Annotated in this window: 19 protein-coding genes; 17 read left to right on the top strand and 2 right to left on the bottom strand. The window is 36.1% G+C overall.

What is annotated here, in order from left to right; translation table 11 throughout:
- Position 1: 1 nt before the first annotated feature.
- The 13 genes from V0410_RS04895 to V0410_RS04835 all read left to right on the top strand — a co-directional run bounded on the left by V0410_RS04895 (position 2) and on the right by V0410_RS04835 (position 14,539).
- On the top strand, positions 2 to 709 hold the full coding sequence (locus tag V0410_RS04895; RefSeq protein WP_330746551.1) for an SDR family oxidoreductase: 708 nt from the start codon (positions 2 to 4) through the stop codon (positions 707 to 709).
- Positions 710 to 907: 198 nt separating this feature from the next.
- A complete protein-coding gene (locus V0410_RS04890; protein WP_047429867.1) occupies positions 908 to 1,654 on the top strand; it encodes an electron transfer flavoprotein subunit beta/FixA family protein in 747 nt (248 codons plus the stop codon).
- Between the two features lie 40 nt (positions 1,655 to 1,694).
- Complete coding sequence (locus V0410_RS04885) at positions 1,695 to 2,642, top strand: electron transfer flavoprotein subunit alpha/FixB family protein (RefSeq protein WP_227942253.1); 948 nt, start codon at positions 1,695 to 1,697, stop codon at positions 2,640 to 2,642.
- A 190-nt stretch (positions 2,643 to 2,832) separates the two neighbouring features.
- On the top strand, positions 2,833 to 3,432 hold the full coding sequence (locus V0410_RS04880; RefSeq protein ID WP_330746550.1) for a bifunctional nuclease family protein: 600 nt from the start codon (positions 2,833 to 2,835) through the stop codon (positions 3,430 to 3,432).
- A gap of 22 nt (positions 3,433 to 3,454) precedes the next feature.
- The gene (locus tag V0410_RS04875; protein ID WP_137904919.1) at positions 3,455 to 4,837 is read left to right on the top strand and encodes a nucleoside permease; all 1,383 of its coding nucleotides are present in this window, start codon (positions 3,455 to 3,457) and stop codon (positions 4,835 to 4,837) included.
- Positions 4,838 to 5,135: 298 nt separating this feature from the next.
- Complete coding sequence (locus V0410_RS04870) at positions 5,136 to 5,540, top strand: hypothetical protein (protein ID WP_110010253.1); 405 nt, start codon at positions 5,136 to 5,138, stop codon at positions 5,538 to 5,540.
- Position 5,541: 1 nt separating this feature from the next.
- Positions 5,542 to 5,952 (top strand): hypothetical protein, encoded by a 411-nt coding sequence (locus V0410_RS04865; protein ID WP_330746549.1) that lies wholly within the window; start codon positions 5,542 to 5,544, stop codon positions 5,950 to 5,952.
- Between the two features lie 56 nt (positions 5,953 to 6,008).
- Positions 6,009 to 7,187, top strand: a complete 1,179-nt coding sequence (locus V0410_RS04860) for an acetyl-CoA C-acyltransferase (RefSeq protein ID WP_227942249.1) — start codon at positions 6,009 to 6,011, stop codon at positions 7,185 to 7,187.
- A 295-nt stretch (positions 7,188 to 7,482) separates the two neighbouring features.
- Positions 7,483 to 8,973 carry an MFS transporter gene (locus V0410_RS04855; RefSeq protein ID WP_330746548.1) on the top strand — a complete coding sequence of 497 codons (1,491 nt, stop codon included), beginning with the start codon at positions 7,483 to 7,485 and terminating at the stop codon, positions 8,971 to 8,973.
- 159 nt (positions 8,974 to 9,132) lie between these two features.
- Positions 9,133 to 11,295 (top strand): T9SS type A sorting domain-containing protein, encoded by a 2,163-nt coding sequence (locus V0410_RS04850; protein ID WP_330746547.1) that lies wholly within the window; start codon positions 9,133 to 9,135, stop codon positions 11,293 to 11,295.
- A gap of 147 nt (positions 11,296 to 11,442) precedes the next feature.
- Positions 11,443 to 12,369 carry a mevalonate kinase family protein gene (locus V0410_RS04845; RefSeq protein ID WP_227942248.1) on the top strand — a complete coding sequence of 309 codons (927 nt, stop codon included), beginning with the start codon at positions 11,443 to 11,445 and terminating at the stop codon, positions 12,367 to 12,369.
- Between the two features lie 10 nt (positions 12,370 to 12,379).
- A complete protein-coding gene (locus tag V0410_RS04840; protein ID WP_330746546.1) occupies positions 12,380 to 13,309 on the top strand; it encodes a UbiA family prenyltransferase in 930 nt (309 codons plus the stop codon).
- 63 nt (positions 13,310 to 13,372) lie between these two features.
- Positions 13,373 to 14,539 carry a proline dehydrogenase family protein gene (locus V0410_RS04835; protein WP_330746545.1) on the top strand — a complete coding sequence of 389 codons (1,167 nt, stop codon included), beginning with the start codon at positions 13,373 to 13,375 and terminating at the stop codon, positions 14,537 to 14,539.
- A 431-nt stretch (positions 14,540 to 14,970) separates the two neighbouring features.
- Here V0410_RS04835 and V0410_RS04830 read toward each other — a convergent pair whose 3' ends face one another.
- Positions 14,971 to 15,507, bottom strand: coding sequence for a helix-turn-helix transcriptional regulator (locus V0410_RS04830; RefSeq protein WP_330746544.1), 537 nt, complete (start codon positions 15,505 to 15,507; stop codon positions 14,971 to 14,973).
- A gap of 969 nt (positions 15,508 to 16,476) precedes the next feature.
- Between V0410_RS04830 and V0410_RS04825 the strand changes: the two genes are divergently transcribed.
- Positions 16,477 to 17,586, top strand: a complete 1,110-nt coding sequence (locus V0410_RS04825) for a M14 family zinc carboxypeptidase (RefSeq protein ID WP_330746543.1) — start codon at positions 16,477 to 16,479, stop codon at positions 17,584 to 17,586.
- 200 nt (positions 17,587 to 17,786) lie between these two features.
- Here the strand turns inward: V0410_RS04825 and V0410_RS04820 are convergent, their stop codons facing one another.
- The gene (locus tag V0410_RS04820; RefSeq protein ID WP_202840669.1) at positions 17,787 to 18,284 is read right to left on the bottom strand and encodes a DUF4920 domain-containing protein; all 498 of its coding nucleotides are present in this window, start codon (positions 18,282 to 18,284) and stop codon (positions 17,787 to 17,789) included.
- Between the two features lie 142 nt (positions 18,285 to 18,426).
- Here V0410_RS04820 and V0410_RS04815 point away from each other — a divergent pair, with 142 nt between their 5' ends.
- The 3 genes from V0410_RS04815 (at position 18,427) to V0410_RS04805 (ending at position 22,345) form a co-directional block, all read left to right on the top strand.
- Complete coding sequence (locus V0410_RS04815) at positions 18,427 to 19,839, top strand: APC family permease (RefSeq protein WP_330746542.1); 1,413 nt, start codon at positions 18,427 to 18,429, stop codon at positions 19,837 to 19,839.
- A 157-nt stretch (positions 19,840 to 19,996) separates the two neighbouring features.
- On the top strand, positions 19,997 to 20,437 hold the full coding sequence (locus V0410_RS04810) for a GPW/gp25 family protein (RefSeq protein WP_002979175.1): 441 nt from the start codon (positions 19,997 to 19,999) through the stop codon (positions 20,435 to 20,437).
- A 24-nt stretch (positions 20,438 to 20,461) separates the two neighbouring features.
- On the top strand, positions 20,462 to 22,345 hold the full coding sequence (locus V0410_RS04805) for a type VI secretion system baseplate subunit TssF (RefSeq protein WP_227942242.1): 1,884 nt from the start codon (positions 20,462 to 20,464) through the stop codon (positions 22,343 to 22,345).
- Positions 22,346 to 22,386 lie beyond the last annotated feature (41 nt).

Genomic DNA, 22,386 nt, shown 5'->3' with positions numbered 1-22,386 from the left:
TATGTCAGATCATAAAACAGCTTATATAACAGGCGGAACCAAAGGAATAGGTTTCGGGATTGCGAAAATTTTAATTGAAAACGGCATTTCTGTAGCATTTTCAGGAAGAAAAAGAGAAGATGTGATGAAGGCGGAAGAAGAACTTAAGCAATATTCAGAAAATGTTTTGGGAATTGTTTCTGATGTAAGAAGTCTCGAAAGCGAACAGGAAGCTGTAAAATATACCGTTGAAAAGTTCGGAAGGCTGGATTATGTTATTGCTAATGCAGGATTAGGGATTTTTAAGCCCGTAGATGAACTTACCGCAGCAGAATGGAATGATATGATAGATACCAATCTTACAGGGGTTTTCTATACTTTAAAAGCCTCTGTAGAAGAGTTGAAAAAGACAGAAGGCTACTATATTACCATTTCCAGTCTTGCAGGTGCCAATTTCTTTGAAAACGGAACTGGATACAATGCTTCCAAATTCGGAGTGGTAGGCTTCACTCAGGCTGCCATGATCGATTTAAGAAAATACAATATTAAGTCTACTGTAATTATGCCTGGATCAGTAGCCACTCATTTTAATGGAAATATTCCGTCTGAAAAGGATAATTGGAAGATTCAGCCCGAAGATATGGGGAATCTTGTGCTGGATATTTTAAAGATGAACCCAAGGGTTTTGCCGAGTAAAATAGAGTTTAGGGCAACAAAACCAGCGAAGTAACTACATCTAATGTATTGAATAATAATTTACTAAGTATTATGCATGCATAATATATTTTTTATTTATATTAGCAAAAATTAATTCAAACAAAATCTCTGCATAAACTGTCACAATTTTATGCATCAAAAGGGAAAAAATAAAATAGACACATGAAACCTTAAGGTTACATATGACCAATAAAAAAATTAAGAACAACATATGAAAATATTAGTTTGTATTAGTAGTGTTCCGGATACTACTTCCAAAATTAACTTTACAGCAGACAAATCTGCTTTCGACAAAAACGGAATTCAGTGGGTAATCAATCCTCTAGACGAATTTGCGTTGACAAAAGCGGTTAAACTTCAGGAATCTCAGGGAGCAACAGTAACGGTAATCAACGTAGGTGATGCTGCTACAGAGCCTGTAATCAGAAAAGCTTTGGCAATTGGAGCTAACGATGCGGTAAGAGTAAATCTTGACCCGAAAGACAGCTATTCTACAGCAAAAGAAATTGCAGCTGTGGCTCAGAACGGAGGATATGATCTTATCCTTTGTGGAAAAGAATCCATCGATTATAACGGAGGTTCTGTTCCGGGAATGGTAGCTCAGCTATTAAACCAGCCTTTCGTAAACGCTTCTGTAGGACTAGACGTGAACGGAAGTGAAGCTACAGCAGTAAGAGAAATTGAAGGAGGAAAAGAAACTATTTCAGTAAAATTACCGGCAGTTATTGCAGGTCAGAAAGGATTGGTAGATGAAAAAGATCTTATCATCCCGAATATGAGAGGAATTATGTCTGCAAGAACAAAACCTTTGCAGGTAGTAGAGCCTTCTTCTTCAGAAGTAAAAGTTCAGGGAGTATCTTATGACAGCGTTCCGCCAAGAGCCGCAGTGAAAATGGTTTCTCCTGATAATCTGGATGAGTTGGTAAGATTACTTCACGAAGAAGCTAAAGTAATCTAATCTTTAAATTTTTCAATCTTTAAATCTTAAATGTAAAACAATGGCAGTATTCGTATACGCAGAAAATATAAACGGAGTTTACAAAAAAGCAGCTTTCGAAGCAGTTTCTTATGCTAAAGCTATCGCTGATAAGGCGGGAGATACCGTTACGGCAATCTCTGTAAACCCAACTGATTCTTCAGATTTATTATACAAATATGGAGCATCAAACGTTATCAATATCAAAGACGAAGGTCTTAAAAATTTCTCAGCAAAAGCATTTGCACAGGCTGTAAGTGAAGTAGCAGATGGAAATATTATCGTTTTCCCTCACACTACTGACGCTTCTTCCGTAGCTCCTATGCTTGCTGTGATGAAGAACTATTCTTTAATTACCAATGCATTGGAAGCTCCAGAAAGCCTTTCTCCTTTCCAGGTAAAAAGAAGAGCATTCTCAGGAAAAGGTTTCATGCACGCAAAAGCAGAAGGAAGCGGAGTAATCGTTACTGTTTCTCAAAACGCTTTCGGTGTTAAAGAAAATGCAGTGTCAGGTTCAGAAGAAGTGAAAAACTTATCTGTTGCCAATGAAGATACTAAGGTGATTTCTCACGAGCAGAGTTCAGGTAAATTAGACCTTAAAGAAGCTGAAATTGTTGTTTCTGCAGGTAGAGGTATGAAAGGACCTGAAAACTGGGGAATGATTGAAGATCTGGCAAACGTTTTAGGAGCAGCTACAGCTTGTTCTAAACCGGTTTCTGATATCGGATGGAGACCTCACACGGAACACGTAGGACAAACAGGTAAAGCAATTTCTCCGAATCTTTATGTTGCAGTAGGAATTTCAGGAGCGATTCAGCACCTTGCGGGAGTTAACTCTTCAAAAACTATCGTAGTAATCAACAGTGATCCTGAAGCACCGTTCTTCAAGTCTGCTGACTACGGAGTAGTAGGAGATGCTTTCCAGATTATTCCTGCACTAACAGAGAAAATTAAAGCAATTAAAGGATAAGAAAGTGAATTGTGAATAGTCAATTCGCTTTGCTCGTCAATTTTTTAATGAAATAATTCACTTGCGAAGCAAAATTCACTATTGACGTTTGACAATCATCAACAATACAGATAAAAGCTCGGCTTTCCGGGCTTTTATTTTTGCGTAAAAAAGTGAAAACACAACAAAAAATTAATCTATATTTGTAGCTATGGATTATAAGCAGCTAATTATTCGCGGAATATCGTACAGCCAGACCCAGTCGGGGGCGTACGCATTGTTACTGGAGCATGAAGAAACACACATAAAATTACCTGTTGTTATAGGAAATTTCGAAGCTCAGTCTATCTCTCTCGGATTGGAGAAAGATATTCATCCACCGCGTCCTCTTACTCATGATTTATTTACAAAATTTATAGTTTCTGCCAATTATGAGCTGATTTCTGTCATTATCTATCAGATTGTAGACGGAGTTTTCTTCTCCAATATCAACTTTAAAAATAAAGTAACCGACGAAGAACTGATCCTTGATGCCAGAACTTCCGATGCCGTTGCAATGGCCGTAAGATTTGATGCGCCTATATTTACAACACAGCAGGTTTTAAATGAAGCCGGAATTTTACTGGAACTGGAAGATGTTTCAAAAGAAGATCAATCTTTCTCAGAAACTGTACAGACAGAAGATAACTTAAAATCTCTTTCAATGGAAGAACTTCAGAAATTATTGGATGAAGCCGTTAAAGAAGAAGACTATGATACCGCCCTTGAAATCCAGGAAGAAATCAAGAGGAGGAAAAAGAAAATTGACTAAAGAGATACTTTTTTTATAAACTATGAATTTAAAATTACGACTGACCATCCTCAGTTTTCTCCAGTTTTTTGTTTGGGGAGCCTGGCTGATTACGATGGCTAACTTCTGGTTTGGTACAAAGCATTGGGACGGGACTCAGTTTGGAGCTGTGTTCGGAACAATGGGAATAGCTTCCATCTTTATGCCAACCATTACTGGAATTATCGCTGACCGCTGGGTAAATGCGGAGCGCATATTTTCAGTATTACACATTCTTTATGGGGTTATTCTTTTTATACTGCCTCATTCTGCAGATCCGAATTCCTTCTTTTCGGTAATGCTCGTGGCCATGTGTTTCTACATGCCTACCATCGCATTGGCCAATTCAATTTCTTATACAATCCTGAAAAATAACAATCTGGATGTGGTGAAAGACTTCCCGCCGATTCGTGTATGGGGAACTATTGGTTTTATTGTTGCCATGTGGATCACCAACCTTAGTGGAAATAAAGCAACAGAAGGTCAGTTTTATATCGGAGGTGTTGTAGCAATTTTCTTAGGAATTTATGCCCTTACACTTCCAAAATGCCCACCACAAAAACTGATTGATAAAAACTCACCATTATCCGAGCAATTAGGCTTGAATGCATTTAAGCTTTTTGGAAACTATAAAATGGCATTATTCTTTATGTTTTCAATGCTTTTGGGAGCTGCGCTTCAGCTTACCAATGCCTATGGTGACGTATTCTTAAGTGAATTTGCTAATTTCCCTAAATATGCAGACTCATTCGTGGTACAGAGATCTACCATCATTATGTCAATTTCCCAGGTTTCAGAAACCCTGTTTATTTTGGCAATTCCTTTCTTCCTGAAGAAATTCGGAATTAAAAAAGTAATGCTGATGTCTATGCTGGCCTGGGTATTAAGGTTCGGTTTCTTTGCGTATGGGGTGCCGGACGGATTTGGACTTTCGTTAATCATCCTTTCGTGTATTGTATACGGAATGGCTTTCGATTTCTTTAATATCTCAGGATCGCTTTTCGTAGAAACAACTACTGACAAAAAGATACGTTCTTCAGCTCAGGGATTATTCATGATGATGACGAACGGTTTTGGAGCAGTTTTCGGAAGTTATGCCGCAGGATGGGCTATTGACAAGTTCTTTACCCATAAGTTTTCTACAGCTTCAGATCTGTCTGCTTATCTGCAAACGACACCTGATAATCCTACTTTCCTGAACATTTTAAAGAACAGCTTCAATGCAGCTGTGAATACAGATGGAACTCTTTCTTCTATAGTAATGGTGAAAGACTGGCAGCAGATATGGCTTTCTTTCGCAATCTACGCATTAATACTGGCGATTTTCTTTGCGGTATTGTTCAAGCATAAACATAACCCGGAAGATGTATCCTCAGTGAAACATTAATTGAAACTTATTTTTATTAAAATATTAAATTGCATTTTTGAAAAAAGATGCAATTTTTTTATATTCCAATATCCTTTTATCAAATAAAGCTTTGCAGAAGAAAATTATGGACTTCAGATGGATATAGAACAGTAAATGTTAATTTTTAATTTGATAATAAATTGTATTTTTCTTTATATAATAATTAAAAATATTGAATCATTTTTATGACTAACAAGTGTTCGGGTGCAGAATTTCTATTTTTAAATCACCCTATTTAAAACTGTGTTTTTTTTTGTATTTTGGCACTTTAGTAAATATGAAAAATATTCAGTTATTAGGATTACTGTTAGTAATTGTAGGTAGTTTTCTACCCTTGGTACATGTACCTGTAATAGGGAACTGGAACTATTGGAAGCTTGATCATTATCTGGCTATCGCATGCTGGATTTTCTCCGCATGTGCCGTTTTTGGGATCGTAAACAATAGTGCAAAAATTGTAAGGTTCTTTGGTATTCTCCTTATTCTTCTATTCGGATTTACCTTAGTTGCTGTGAAAATGCAGTCGCTGCAATACTTTAGCTTTTTACCATTCAAATCCTGGCAGGAAACTTTTGCAGGGATCGTTAAGCTGAAATGGGGTTGGGCTGTAGAGTTTTTAGGTGCTTTTCTGATGGTTTTTGCAGGAGGAAATAAAAAAGTAAATAACAGAACACAAATATAATATGAACTTTTTAAAAATATTTTCAGCAGGAATTTTGTTGACGACCGCTGTACAGGTGCATGCTCAGACAACAGAACAGAAAAAACCGGATAATCCGCCTAAGTGTACTAACATAAAAGAAGGAAAATTTCTAAGACCCAATTATCCGGAATCAATATGGCATATGACCATTAAAGACAATGTTCAAACCGAATATTTCAATAATGGAAAAGATTATATCAAATCGACATTGGTTTTTGTGGATGACTGCAATTATAAAGCAATCGTGATAGAGAAATCCGATAAAAATGATCCTGCACAGATAGGAGACGTCTTCAATAATAAAATAGTCGCTACTCAGGATAATCTTCTGAAAGTGAATACCAAAATTGAAGGGACTCAATTTGACGTGGTATATATAAAAGTGAAATAAATTCTAACTATAAAACGGGATTTTTATTCCGTTTCAGCTAAATAAAAATTATATACATGAAAGAAGTATTCATTGTTTCCGCGGTAAGAACACCTATGGGGAGTTTTATGGGAAGCTTATCAACAGTTCCGGCTACAAAACTGGGAGCAACTGCCGTAAAAGGAGCATTAGATAAAATTGGTTTAGATCCTAATATTGTTCAGGAAATCTATATGGGGAATGTTCTTCAGGCTGGAGAAGGCCAGGCGCCGGCTCGTCAGGTTGCTATAGGAGCAGGTCTTTCAATCAATACACCTTCTACTACAGTTAATAAAGTTTGTGCTTCAGGAATGAAGGCTGTAACAATGGCAGCGCAGGCGATCAAAGCTGGTGATGCTGATGTAATTGTTGCCGGAGGTATGGAAAACATGTCTTTAGTTCCTCATTATTACAATGCAAGAGTGGCTACAAAGTTAGGCGATATCAAGATGCTTGACGGAATGGTACTTGACGGACTTACAGACGTGTACAATAAAGTACATATGGGAGTATGTGCAGAAAAATGTGCTACAGACTATAATATTACAAGAGAAGATCAGGATAACTTCGCTATCGAATCTTACAAAAGATCAGCAAAAGCCTGGAGCGAAGGTAAATTCAGCGAAGAAATTGTACCGGTTTCTATCCCTCAGAGAAAAGGAGAGCCTGTGATTTTTGCTGAAGATGAAGAATACAAAGCAGTCAACTTTGACAGAATTTCAACACTTCCTACCGTATTCAAAAAAGAAGAAGGAACAGTAACAGCAGCAAACGCATCTACTCTGAACGATGGTGCTTCTGCATTAATCCTTGTTTCCAAAGAAAAAATGGAAGAACTTGGATTGAAGCCTCTGGCAAAAATCGTTTCTTATGCTGATGCAGCACAGGAGCCTGAAAACTTTACAACAGCTCCGGCAAAAGCGTTACCTATCGCGCTTAAAAAAGCAGGATTAGAAGTTTCCGATATCGATTTCTTCGAATTCAACGAAGCTTTCTCAGTGGTAGGACTGGCAAACAACAAGATTTTAGGACTGGATGCTGCTAAAGTAAACGTAAACGGAGGAGCGGTAGCATTAGGGCATCCACTGGGAAGTTCAGGTTCAAGAATCATCGTTACATTGATCAATGTATTGAAGCAAAATAATGCGAAATACGGAGCTGCTGCTATCTGTAATGGTGGTGGTGGTGCTTCTGCTATTGTAATTGAAAACTTATAATTGATAAGTACATAACCGCATTTTGTGGTTTAAAATATAAAAATCGGGGTTCAAAAACCCCGATTTTTTAGTTACAGGGTCTGAAAATTACCATTTCAGCCAGATAATTTATCGACATAGATATAGCAGGCCGTATACCTTCAACAGATATGATTTAACCTCTGATGGTATAAAATAGGATTAAAACTTTGCTGAATTATTTCAATACTTTAAAATTATTATTTTCAAAATAATATTAAAAACTGTAGAATATTCCGTAGTTTTTCTATTTTTGTGCTACTAATATATATTTGAAATGTCTGAAACTGAGAATCGACAGCCTAAAAACATAAAGAATAATCCGAAAATTATGAAAGCCTGGGCTGTATATGACTGGGCAAATTCTGTTTATTCCCTGGTGATTACCTCTACCATTTTCCCCATTTACTACTCAATTCTTACTACTGCTTACGAGAAAAAGGAATATGTAGCGGAAACAAAAACATGGATTGATGTTCCGGTAAGGCATATGATCAGAATTTTCGGTGAGGAATATCAGCCGGATGCCGTGTATGGATATTCTCTCACGATATCATTCTTTATCGTAGTATTGTTATCTCCGTTTTTGTCTTCTCTGGCCGATACCATCGGAAACAAAAAATCTTTCCTGCAGTTTTTCTGCTATCTTGGTGCCACATCTTGTATGGGATTGGCTATGTTTACGGGAATGCATAACGTATTTTTAGGACTTTTATTCAGTATTACAGCCAGTGTAGGTTTCTGGGGAAGTTTAGTCTTTTACAACTCTTTCCTTCCGGATATTGCCACACCGGACAGACAGGACGCTCTTTCTGCAAGAGGATATGTTTACGGATACATCGGTTCCGTAGTTTTGGTCGTAATCTGTTTGGTACTGATTCAGGTTTTTGCGAAAGGAGCCGCGCAGCAGTTACTGTTTACGAGAATCAGTTTCCTTTTAACAGGAGCATGGTGGTTCGGGTTTTCTCAATATACCTTCAAGCACCTTCCTCAGTTTGGGGATGTGAAAGATAAACTGCCTAAAGATTTAGTACTGCTGAACTATAAGAATATCTTCAAAAAACATGAAGAACAGGGAGGATTCTTTGAAGTATTTAAAGATAACCTGAGCTTCTATAAAGATATTGCAAAAGAAAGTTTCCACGAACTGTTTAAAGTAGGAGGAGAGCTTTTCAAAGATAGAAATCTGAAATTCTTCCTGTCGAGCTTCTTCTTTTACAGTGTAGGAATGCAGACGATTTTCCTTATGGCAACATTATTTGGAAAAAGTGAAATTAACCTTGCTCAGGATAAGCTGATCGGAACTCTTTTGGTGATTCAGATTGAAGCGATCATTGGAGCCGTTATTTTCTCAAGATTATCTAAGAGAATCGGTAACAAAAATGTTATTTCAATTGCGATCATCCTATGGATTGTAGCTTGTCTTTGGGCTTATTTCCTGAACAAAGAAAACCCAACAGTAGAATACCAGTTTTATGGAGTTGCTGCAGTAGTAGGGTTGGTAATGGGTGGTCTTCAGGCTATGTCGAGATCCACCTATTCAAAACTACTTCCTGAGAACTCAATGGAGAATACAACCTATTTCAGCTTCTATGATGTGTTGGAAAAAATAGCTATTATCATTGGAACATTTATCTTTGCAACATTGATCGAGCATTTCAATAATATGCGTATTGCAGCATTGTCCATGACTATATTCTTCGCCGCAGGATTGATTTTAATCAGATTCCTGAAGGTTAAAATGAGAAAAGACAGAGAAACATTATAAAATTGAAAGACGTTATTTTTAACGTCTTTTTTATTGCACTGAAATAATAATTTCCATTATTGTTTTGATTATTGTCTATTATTTACAAATTTTTGTATTTAAACATTTTACATTGCTATAATTGAGAGAATATTCTTATTTTTATAAAAAAAACTAATAATGCGAAAACTCTTACTATTAGGCTCATTACTATTGGGCATTTTTTGTATTGGGCAAAATTTAAAACCTTTAGCCCGTAAAATCCATGAATACGAAAAATTAAACTACCGGGCACCTAAGTATGATTTATTTGATGTGAAAGATGACGGTGACATGTCAGATTTGAGGAAAACAGCTGCCGATGCAACAGTATTCAGGCTGAATATGCCTAAGCTGATGAGATTACTCGCGGAAAGCCCTGAACTTCTCGAAGTGTCTTTTCCTTTTGAGGATGATAAAGAAATAATAGTTCAACTTTATAAACAATCAATTTTTGCAGAAGGATTTAATGTCAAAACCAAAAAGGATGAACTGGTCTCTTACAAACCTGGGATCTATTATCGGGGTATTGTGAAAGGGGACGATAATTCCCTCGCAGCCTTTAGTTTTTTTGATAATGATGTGGTAGGAATTATTTCCACACCTGCTCTGGGGAATGTGGTTGTTGGAAAGCTTAAAGACTCAGAAACTTTTGTAAGCTATTCAGACTCTAAACTGGCCATACAAAACAGTTTTGTTTGCAAAGCAGATGAATTGATGAAAAACAAGTTGCAAAAATCTCCTCAACCTTCTCAGTTAACCCAAAAGACAGTAACTGACAATTGCGTCAGGACCTATTATGAGGTAGGATATAAACCCTATGAAAATAACGGTTTCAATATGACAGCTACTGTTAATTGGATGACGGCTATGCATAATAACGTTGAAACATTGTATTTTAATGATGATATCAGGATATCTTTAAGTGAAATTTATGTATGGACAACACAGGATCCTTATATAGCAGGGCATGATGCGAATTTAGCCATGTTTAGTAATAATAGAATTTTGTTTAATGGAGATATTGCAAGCTTAGTAACTTCTCCTTCAAGTACAGGGGTAGCCTATATTAATTCACTTTGTTCGGATTTGAAATATTGCTATTCTCCTGTTCGCCCAAACTATGAGCAGTTTCCACTGTATTCCTGGAATATCTTTATAATTGCACATGAAATGGGACATGGTTTAGGATCTCCACATACGCACGCCTGTGCATGGAATGGAAATAATACTGCTATTGATGGATGTGGAGTTTTGGCCGGATCTCAGGGAAGTACATGCCCCGGACCACTGCCGGGAAATGCAGGAGGAACAATAATGAGCTATTGTCACCTGGTTTCTGGGGTTGGAATCAATTTTAGTAATGGTTTTGGAACGCAGCCTGCCGAACTAATACGAAATATCATTAATTCTAAATCTTGTCTTGGGATGAACTGTACTTCTTCATGTGAGATTACCGTACTGGATGTTAGTGTTTCTGGTGTAACTCAAAATTCTGCAGATATTTTTATTCTAGATGGAAGTATGTCGTCCTGGAGATATAAACTTTGCAAAATTGATGGAACAGTTGTACAGTCAGGAACTACTAATTCTAATAGCTTTGTTTTAAATAATTTGACTCCAAATACTTACTACAATATATTCATTGGAAGTGAATGCTCTGGACCTCTGGCATTTCAGAAGCATAGAACATTTTTAACGGATGGAGATTGGTGTTCAGGTGTACGCTTTACAGACTCTGGAGGTCTTTCAGGAGGATATACCAATAATGAAAAATTAACCAAAACTTTTTACCCACTTTCCAACTCAAAATTGACATTGTATTTCAATGAATTTAATTTGGAAAATTTTAAAGACTATATGTATGTATATAATGGACCTTCAGCAGGGGCTCCATTATTTCCAAACGGTAATAATTTGACAGGAACACTACTTCCTGGACCGTTTGTCTCCACAGATCCTACCGGCGCTATTACTGTCGAGTTTTTCTCCAATGAAGCTGGCACAGCAAACGGATGGAATGCAGGGTTTCTATGTAAATTTTTAGGAGTTGAAGATATAGATGTGAAGGATAATATAGTCTCCATATATCCAAATCCTGCAAAAACAACAATCATTATTTCATCAAAAGAAAATTTAAAATCTTATAAAATCTTTGATGAAGCAGGGAGATTGGTTACATCAACTTCTTCCCTGAAAGGTAATAAAACCGAGATTAATTTATCTTCTATTAAAACAGGAAATTATGTAATCAGTATTGAAACTGAAAAGCAAACTGTGAATAAGAAATTGATCAAGCAGTAATTTTAAATAAAAGCCTGAAAATATCAGGCTTTTTCCTATTTTTAATAAATAGAGAACTGAAGAAAGTAAAATAGAAGACAATTCGGCCTGAGTTTTGCTTATATTCAGCGGAATAATTTTAACTTTGCAAAAAGATTTATTGTCAATATGACCAATCCTTTATTTTATGCAAAAATAATCCTGTTTGGAGAATACGGAATGATTGAAGATTCCCAGGGGCTTGTTGTACCTTACAGCTTCTATAAAGGGACTTTGAAATTCTCAGATTTGAGTTCTGATTTCGAACTTAATTCCAACAGACATTTGCAGAAATATTCTGAATTTCTTACAGCACTTGATCTTTCCGACGACTTTAAGCTGGATATCGAGAGCTTTAAAAATGATATTTCAAACGGACTTTTCTTTGATTCCAATATTCCTCAGGGATATGGAGTGGGAAGTTCCGGGGCTTTGGTAGCTGCTATTTTTGAAAAATATTCAGTCAGCAAACTAAATCCTGAAAACATTTCAAAAGATAATCTTAAAAAATTAAAAGCTGTTTTCGGTGAAATGGAAAGTTATTTCCATGGAAAAAGTTCAGGAATGGATCCACTGATCTGTTATATGAATCTGCCAATCCTTATCGAAAATAAAGAAAATTTAGACAGGGTAAATATTCCCGAAGGCGAAGAAGGAAAAGGAGCTATTTTCCTGATCGATTCCGGAATGACTGGTGAAACAGGTCCTATGATCCAGATTTTCTTCGAAAAAATGAAAACAGAAGGTTTCCGTAAAACCCTGAAAGAAGAGTTCATCCGTTATAACAACGCATGTATCGAATCTTTCCTTAAAAAAGACATGAATCCATTCTTCAGAAATCTTAAAAAGCTTTCTCACTGGGCTTATGAACATTTCCGTCCTATGATCCCTGAAAGTATTTTTAACATCTGGAAAAAAGGTCTGGATTCTAACGCTTATTATCTGAAACTGTGCGGTAGCGGTGGAGGCGGCTATATCTTAGGATTTACCAAAGACTATGCAAAAGCAGAAAAAATGCTTGACGGCTTCCAAAAAGAAGTGATTTACAGATTTTAAACAGATTGGAATGAATTCTGAAAAAGAACCTTTCCAATCTAAAAATTATCTCTCAAAATCTCTATTCTACAGATTTTCACAATTCGTGGGCTTTCTTCTCGGAGCACGGTTTTTTGTAGCGGCTCTGCTGACGTTTGCTCTCTATGTTTCTACTTTTTTCCTGTTCAATCAGGATGAATCCTTCAGAAAATTTGTCTTTGATTTTAAAGTTCACGGTATTATTTTTTGTACCGTCCTTACAATTCTGGCAGGTGGTATTATCAACCAGTTTTACGATCTGGAGAAAGATCATGTAGTAAAGCCTTTCAGAACAAGGGTTCAGAGCTTCATCAAACAGAAATATTTTCTCTATGCCTACCTGGCACTAAGTGCAATTTCTCTGGGGGTAGCCTGGATAATTTCTCATAATGTATTTGTTTTTTTCCTGGTCTATCAGTTCTTTATGTGGTTTTACAGCCATAAACTGAGCAGAATACTGATCCTGAACAATCTTACTTTTGTCAGTCTGACGCTATATCCGTTCTTTGGAATGATGGTGTATTACGAAACCTTTTCCAAAAAGGTTTTCCTGATGGCTGTTTTTCTATTCCTTATCCTGTTATGTATTGATATTGTGAAAGATACTCTTACCAGAAGTGTGGATAAAGCTTTCGGATATACTACCATTCCCAATTATTTTAAAAGCAGAAATACAAAAATTATTCTGACTTCTTTATTGATCATTACCATGGCAGTTTCAATGAATATTATTACGAAAACCAGCACTACCGGATTCATGGCTTATTATTTTGCCGGCGGGCTTTTTGTCATGATTGTATGCATATATCTTCTTTTAAATGCTTCCAGAAGAAGTAACTTTCTTACATTGAACGTGTTACGATTCTGGGTTTTTGTGGGAATCATCGCCATGCTTTTAAATGGAATAGAGCATAAATTGTAAAAAAAATCTTTAAATAAACTGAGGTTATTATTACCTTTGCATAACTAAATTTAATAAATAGGAATGCCCATTTTTAATGATACTAAAATTGCATTTGCAGACAAGTCTGATGCACAACTGAGAAAGGCTTACTGGATGTTTAAAATGATTGAACAGCCCGCTCTTACAAGCCTTGGAACATCTGTTCTGAATTTCACAGTACACAATAATTTCCCTTTCGTTACCGGAATTGTAAAAAATACCTTATTTGAGCAGTTCTGTGGTGGTGAAACCCGTGAAGAAAGCATGAAAGTTGTAAAGCAACTGTTCAAAAGAGGAGTTGGGAGTATTTTTGATTATTCCATCGAAGGGAAAGAAGATGAAGAAACTTTTGATGCGGTTTGCAAAGAAATCAAGGACATTGTACGATTCTCAGTAGGAAATCCGGCAATTCCTTTTATTGTATTTAAACCTACCGCATTCGGAAGAATTGATCTTTATGAAGCTGTTGGAAAAGGCGCTGAGCTTACTACCAGCCAGAAAGAAGAATGGGAAAGAGTGGTAAAAAGATTTGATGAAGTATGCAGTCTTTGTCACGAACATGATAAAAAAGTAATGGTAGATGCTGAAGAAACCTGGATGCAGGATGCAGCAGACCATCTTTGTGAAGAAATGATGGAGAAATATAACCAGCAGAAACCTATCGTTTGGAATACCATCCAGATGTACAGAACCGGAAGACTGGAGTATATGGAGGCACATCTTCAGAGAGCAAGAGAGAAAAATTACTTCATCGGTTACAAAATCGTTCGTGGTGCTTACATGGAAAAAGAAAGAGCCAGAGCCGCAGAAAAAGGGTACGCAGATCCTATTCAGCCAACCAAAGAGGCTTCAGATAAGAACTATAATGCAGGAATTGATTTTGTGATGGATCACCTGGATAAGGTTTCAGCATTCTTTGGTACCCATAATGAAATCTCCTCAGAGTTGATTATGGATAAAATGAAGGCAAAATCTCTGGAAAACGGCAATCCGCACGTCTATTTCGGACAGCTTTACGGGATGAGTGATAATATCACCTTCTATTTGTCTGATAAAGGCTACAATGTGGCTAAATATCTTCCATACGGACCTGTAAAGGATGTCGTGCCTTATTTGACGAGAAGAGCCCAAGAAAACACCTCTGTAGCCGGACAAACCGGAAGAGAGCTTGGACTGATCAAAAAAGAATTGGAAAGAAGAAAGAAATAATAATATTGTCCACAATATATATTGGGCCTGCAGTTTTGCAGGTCTTTTTTATTGGAATTAAAAGATGGAAATGAAAAGTAAATTAATGATAATGAATGTAATGATAAGATGTGTTGGTTATAGTGTAAAATAATTCAGTTTTTATTGCTGATTTGATTTAAAATAGTTATATTTGATAAAGCTATAAAAAAACATAAAACAATATCTTCATTTACTAATACACTTCTGTCCTATGACAGTAACTATCCAATACACTAATCACTCTTATTAAAACTAAATTATAAAAATATAGTAGGGGATCAGACGATCATAAAAGGTAAAAACTCTGTCACTGGTATCCGTGAAAATTTTTTAAAAATAAAATAAAGCAATAGCTTTAGTTTTCTTCTTCAAATATTTTTTTAACCTGATCATTTCCTTGATCAGGTTTTTTAAGGCTCAAAACTTTCAAATTTTCCGTTTTCATAGAACAGAACAATACGTTTTATCTTACTTTGTTGATTACCAAATAGTTGTCCCAAAATATGATCACCCGAATTTTCTAATCGCTGAGAATCCGATATTTTTTCCGGAGCTTTATCATGGGCCGGTATAAACGATTCTCCAGGACTTGATATTGAAGGTTCTGCTTCCGTTTCATCACTTCCGAATTCATCATCATCATTCATCATAGTAAAAAGATCGGGTAGTGGAGTTGTCTTTATTTTTTCCTCTTCGGTATGCTCTTCGTTAATTTCTGATTCCGGCAGTTGAGATTTCAGCATCTCACCTTCACCAGTAACCAGCCAGTCCCAAAGAAGTTCCGGGAAACGGGATTTTATTTTTATGATAAATTCAAGAGACGGTTTGTTTCTTCCTGATGTGATATGTGAAATGGATGAACGCTGTACATCAATCTCATCTGCAAACTCAGAAGGAGTAAGACGAGAATACTCTATAATTTTGGAAATTCTTTCATTTAAACTCATAAAAATAAGCCTTTAATTATTTTACAAATGTAACATATATAATTTACAAATGCAAAATACAAATGTAAATAATTTGAAATTCCTTTTGTATACATTTGTAACAAGGTTTTAATTGTTTTAAAATCAAATCATTATATGTAAATTACAATTGTATTTACTTATCAGATGAATCTACCATTACCGCTGTAGACAGATAGTTTCGATCTGGTAAAAGACTACGATTCTTTAAAAAAACTGGTTTAAAAATGTAAATTAAGCCCATCGATGGAGCTATTTTATCCATTAAATAGCTTTAAAAACAGAATATACATTATTAAACCACTTAAATCGTTTCCGGAAATAAGATTATCGATAAATACCTTATAAAACACATATAAAGCAATTTTAATAGAGTTTACAGTAGTAAATTACTGATGTAAATACACTATTTTGGCCCATATTTGGCCAAATTGAGGGGAAAATACTGTTCCTGTTAAGCAACTCATTTTATCAAAGATTAAAACTCCTGATAAAAAGTATTATTTGAATAATTTTCAGACATCCATTTGATTTTTCTGTGATTTTACATATGTATACACTACTAAACAACTTGGTTTTCCACAATTTTTATGTTTAGTAAAATAACTCTCAAATAGCAAAAATGCTCTATTTTTACACTTAAAGTACAGTTATAAATACAGTTGAATTAAACTTTATAAAGTGCTGAATTTTAATATTTTAAATATTTGTTATTGAATTATTCGCAATCCACAATTTTATCCACAGACAAATTGTCCTTCAGTGCTGTTTAATAATGTTACAAGTGTCAACTTACTTTTATAACGCTCAATTTGAATAATTTAAACTTTGTAAACAGTTTTCAAAGCGAATGTCAAATGTAAATTTGTGAATTTTGCTAATATTTACAAATGTTAATTTAAGTTTTTGGCTAAAAATGGCTAAATTTGATTCTTGTAAACTATTCCTACAATGAATTTTGAACAGATCTATTCTCAAAACCCCGATTTCTCAAATCGCTATATTTCCCCTGAAAAATTATTTTCTTATCTACAGGCCAATCTCAGCGATTATATTCGGGAGATCGGAACATCCTATTTAGATAAACCGATTTATCAGTTAAGCATCGGAACCGGAAACATTCAGGTATTGGCCTGGTCACAAATGCACGGAAATGAATCCAATGCCACCCATGCTATGCTTGACCTTCTGATAAGTCTTGATAAAGCTCCCGAAATGAAAGATGATTTGTTCAGTAAAATAACACTTGATTTTATATTCATGCTGAATCCGGATGGATCCGAAAGATGGACCAGGCTGAATGCAGCCGATATTGACCTGAACAGAGATTTTCATAACGAAGCAAGTAAGGAGATTAAATTCCTGAAAAAAGCAGCAGCTTCCAAAAAATATGATTATGCTTTAAATCTTCATGAGCAGAGAACCATTTTTACCACTGATGGTATTCATCCTGCCACGCTTTCCTTTTTGGCACCTTCTGAAAATGTAGAACGTACCATTACCGAAAACAGAAAAAAATGTATGGCAGTCATTGGAAGCGTGTACAACCATTTAAAAGAAATGATTCCCAACCAGATCGGAAGATATTCTGATGAATTTTATCCGACTTCTACCGGAGATAACTTTATCAAAGCAGGGATGCCAACCATCTTATTTGAAGGCGGGCACTTTGTAGAAGATTATACCCGTACAGGAACAAGAAAATACTATACAATTGCTCTTTATTATGCTTTGAAAGCAATCAGTGAACTGAACTCTGATACTACAGGCTGGGAAACTTACCTTGAAATCCCTGAAAACCAGGAAACCCATTATGACTTGATTTACAGAAATGTAAAGCTGAATACAGAGCATGAATGTATTCTGGATATTGCAGTACAGTACAGGGAAATCAAAGAAGATGGGAAAAGTGACATCTCATTTATTCCTTTCGTAATGGAAGCCGGAGATGTGAAACAAAAGAAGGGCTGGCTGGAAATAGACTGTACCGGAAAGAAATTTATTTCTGCAACTAAATATCCGAAACTGGACTCAGTTGTGGATTTTAAAATAGAAGATTAAAAGACTTTAAATATCTCCATATAAAAAAGTTTCGGCAGCCCTGGAGGGGCTGCCGAAACTTTTATTTTTATAACTAATTTCCAAAATTTAAATGGCTATGCACTAAATTATAATGTGATTCAATAGGAGTGGGCTTTAGCCCATTGAATTTAATGAATATTCATACGGCTTAACCAAAACTTAATTTCAGAATATAAAGTTTAGTTAACTACTTTAATTCCGTTAGCTACAAACCTGATTTCTTCTTTTGGCTGAGTGATAGCATCAATTTCAGACTGAGGCTTTTTAGCATCTTCGGCGTAATGTTTCTGTTCATTTACAGAAGTTACTTTTCTTTCTGCATTCCCTTCCAACACAACATTTTTCCCTTTTAATGCGGTAGGTACAAAGAAAGCATAATCCTTCATTTTTACAAAAAACTTAGAATTATCTTCTGTCTGGATCGTAAGCCAGCAGCCTTTTTTGTCGCATACGTCTGTTACTTTTCCCTTAACGGAAACATTCTCAACTTTTTTGTTATCTTTTTTAAGCTGCTTATTCAATTTATCTGCGGTGATCGCTTTAGATTCAGCGGATGAAGTTACCTGATCTCCGTAAGTATCACCTACCAACGCTTTCCCTTCCGGTGGTCCGGATTGAGCAAAAGCTAACGAAGAAGCTGTTAAGGCTGCACCCAATAATATTGCTTTAAATTTCATGTTTAATATTTTTCTCAAAAATACTAATTAAAATTGAATCATAAAGGAATAAAAAATGACAAAAGACAGGTGTTTTGATGAATTTTCAACAAATTTGAAAATCAAAGACAGATTTGATTATATTTGACCCCTATACTTGACTATGCAAAAAAAACTGAAACTATGGGATGCCATCATGCTTGTGATGGGATCTATGATCGGAAGCGGGATCTTTATTGTAAGTGCTGACATGATGCGAAACCTGGGATCCGGGTTTTGGCTGATTATCGTATGGGTAATTACAGGAGTGATGACAGTAGCTGCAGCCATAAGCTATGGAGAACTGTCTGCACTGTTTCCGAAAGCCGGAGGGCAATATACTTACCTGAAAGAGATTTTCGGAAAAAAAATGGGATTTCTTTACGGATGGGGATTGTTTACGGTGATACAAACCGGAACTATTGCTGCGGTGGCAATGGCTTTTGGGAAATTTACCGCTTATCTGATTCCGTCATTAAACGATGCTGCTCCTATTTTCCAGAGTGGTGAATTTAAAATAACCTGGATACAGATTCTTGCAATTGCTGTCATTATTTTGCTCACCTATATCAATACCAGAGGTGTAGAAAGCGGAAAAATCCTTCAGAATATCTTTACCGGTTCCAAAATTATTGCATTACTTGGGCTGATTGCGGCCGGTTTTATTTTAGTAGACATTTCTCATTTAGCAGAAAACTTTAACTGGGGAACAGATTCTTTCAATAATCTTAAAAAAGATTTGAGCGGAAATTTCCTTAAAGAAGGCTGGGAACCTATCGGAGGAATGACTCTTCTAGGCGGAATTGCTGCTGCCATGGTAGGCTCTGTCTTCAGCTCTGTGGCATGGGAAAGTGTAACATTTGTTTCCGGTGAAATTGAAAACCCTAAAAAGAATGTAGTCAAATCAATGATTTACGGAACTTCTGCTGTAATGATTCTTTATATCGCGGTAAACTATGTCTACTTAAATGCTCTGGACAGAGACGGAATTGCATTTGCTGCTAATGACAGAGTAGCGGTAGCGGCATCCCAGAATATATTTGGAAGTGCAGGAACTATCATCATTGCCTTATTGGTCATGATTTCTACATTTGGATGTAACAACGGACTGATTCTGGCAGGAGCAAGAGTTTTCCAGACGATGGCCAAAGACGGTATGTTCTTTAAGTCAGCAGTAAAAAATAATAAAAATGAAGTTCCTGAAAATGCACTGTGGATGCAGGGAGTCTGGGCTTCCATTTTGTGTCTGAGCGGGCAGTATGGAAATTTACTGGATATGATCTCTTTCGTGATCGTCCTTTTCTATATGATTACGGTTTTTGGAGTTATTTATTTAAGAATCAAACAGCCGCAGCTGGAAAGACCTTATAAAACATGGCTTTATCCTGTAACGCCGGTTATTTATCTTGTCATAGGAACATGTTTCTGTATCCTCTTGCTTATTTACAAGCAGCAATATACATGGCCTGGTTTTGTTTTGGTATTGCTGGGACTTCCTGTGTACTATTTTATCAACAGAAAAAAAGCAAATACTTAAAATAAAACAAAAATATAACAGATTAAAGGGCTTTCAATTCAGTTTGAAGGCCCTTGTTTTTGAATAATATTTTAAAGTATATCATTATTATTTGTCGAAAATGTGTAATTTGGTATTTCGTTTTTAGAACAGGACCATGAAGTAAAAACAATAAGTTATGGATACACCAAATTACAGAATGCCTTTCGTACCGTCTACTTTAATGACCGAAGGCGGAAGTATCGATACCTGCGATATGGGCGAAAGTATTGCCCACAATATTATGCTGCTGATCACCACCAAAAAAGGGGAGAACAGATATGATGAAAACTATGGAAACGATGTCTGGAACCTTGAATTCGATAATGGAGTTACAAGTGCCATCTGGGAAAGCGTTTTTATCAAAAGCTTAAGAAGACAGATTCAGGAATATGAACCAAGAATCGTAAACCCGCAGATCGATGCTCACATACAATTTGTAGAGCACAGCTACGATACTAAAGAACACACCGAAATTAAAAAGAAAGTAAGAATTGCCATCAATGCAAAAATGGAAGAAACAGGAGAACGGTTCAGTTTCTCAACAGAGCTGTTTCTAAGCCCGATGTCTATTGATTAATATTTTTAACAGCGAAAGAAAATTATGAATTTAGATCAGAATATTTATTCCAAAGAATCTGTAAAAGCGAGAATGCTGCAGAATGCAACTAAAGTATGGGGATTAAGGAGCCCACAGTCTTTAGATCCTTTTGTAAAACTGCTGATAGACGCATTCAGTACAGAGGTTTTCAAAGCGAATAATGAAATACAGACAGTGAATGCCCGTATATTGGAAAAACTGGCAAAACTGCTTACACCGTCCATTTATACACATCCTATTCCGGCTCATTCCGTAGCTTTTACACAGCCTTATGAGTCTTCTGAAATTTTATTGGAACACACGGAATTTTTCTTCCGTAAACAGATGACTTCCACGGTGAAATCGGAATCGGACAAACAGCTGAACATTCCGTTTACCCCTGTAGGAAATGTGAGAATCAATAAAGTTCACACTTCGATCATGTTTGTAGGAAATACCTGCTACAGCATCGACGACAGATTCAACAAAATTCCTATTGCAAGATTTCAGGGAAGACCTGAAGATTACAGAAAAATCACAATAGGAGTAGATGTAAGCAAATATGTAAGTGAAAACTTTCCCAAATACCTGAGCATATTCTGCTCCAATCCGGCTTTTGAGCACCTTGATTTCGTATATAAATTATTACCTTATATCACGGTTTCAAGCAATGGTAACCCTCTGTTTGTAAGAGAAGGATTAAGCTATCTTACGGAAAGTCAGAACGATGGTTATGAGCAGATGTTCAAAGAACAATCCATCAGAAATAAGGTGATTGAAGATATTAAAAGTATCTATCGTCATAAATTTATTGAAGTAACAGGAATCTCTCAAAGTCTGTTCTCAGAACCGGGACAGCTTCCACAGAACCTTGATTTTCTTGCCGGAAAAGAAGAAATTACTAAATTCCTGGATAATAAAAGTTATCTGTGGCTTACGTTTGAGTTTCCACCACAGTTTTCAGCCGAAATCCTGGATAATTTCTCATTTGTATTGAATGCTTTTCCAATCTATAACAGAGGCTGGAAAAAAACAGAATACAGCCTTGATATCATGGGGAATAATATCCCTTTGGTGACAGACGAAGGCGAGCATTTCCTTTATGTAGATGAGGTACAGGATGGTGACGGTAGAAGATATACCGAAATTCCTTTCACTCCGGCCGATGATCTTAAAAAAGGATTATATACTGTAAGAAAGGGAGGAATGGAACGTTTTACCAGCCGAAATGCAGTAGATATGATTGCCAATGTTCTGGAACTGACGAGAGATGAAATTGCTGCATTTTCCCTTTTGAACAGAGATAATGTAAAAGGAGTTCTCAGCGAAATGTCTGACAAAATGAAATCCATGGTGCAGAAAGTAAATAATGCCAAAAGGAATATCAGACAGGAACTGAATTACGTGATCATGGAACCGGTAGAAAAAACCGATCATACCTACGCTTCTTTTTGGGTAACACACTGTACGCTCGCCAATCATATGCGTCCGGGAACTGAACTTTCCAACCAGCTGAAATCCCAGACTGTGGTACTGCTTACCGAAACATTAGGGGGAGCTGAGGAACAAAAAGGAACGGATAGTATTCAGGCGTATAAATATGCATTAACAACCAGAGATAAGATCATTTCTTTGGAAGACGTTAAAAATTATTGCCGCATGATTCTGAAAGATGAGGTAAGAGAAGTAAGGGTAAGAAGAGGAACGATGATCAGCAACAAGCCAAAAGAAGGATTTGTAAGAACGGTTGAGGTAGAAATCATTCCGCAGAACTATTCTTTCTACGGAAGAGCGTATTGGGAAAATATGGCCAATATTATCAGGAATCAGATTATTGCCAAGGCTATTGACGGAATTGAATATATTGTAAGAATCACCAATGAAGATGTTGACTTCCAGGATATGTAATCCTTAAAAAATAAATCAGTTTAAAATATAAAATGCCGTAT

This window comes from Chryseobacterium sp. CP-77 (genome assembly GCF_036362765.1).
GTDB lineage: Bacteria > Bacteroidota > Bacteroidia > Flavobacteriales > Weeksellaceae > Chryseobacterium > Chryseobacterium cupriresistens.
The sequence above is the reverse complement of the archived record's forward strand: the minus strand, read 5'-3'. Positions and strand labels throughout refer to the sequence as shown.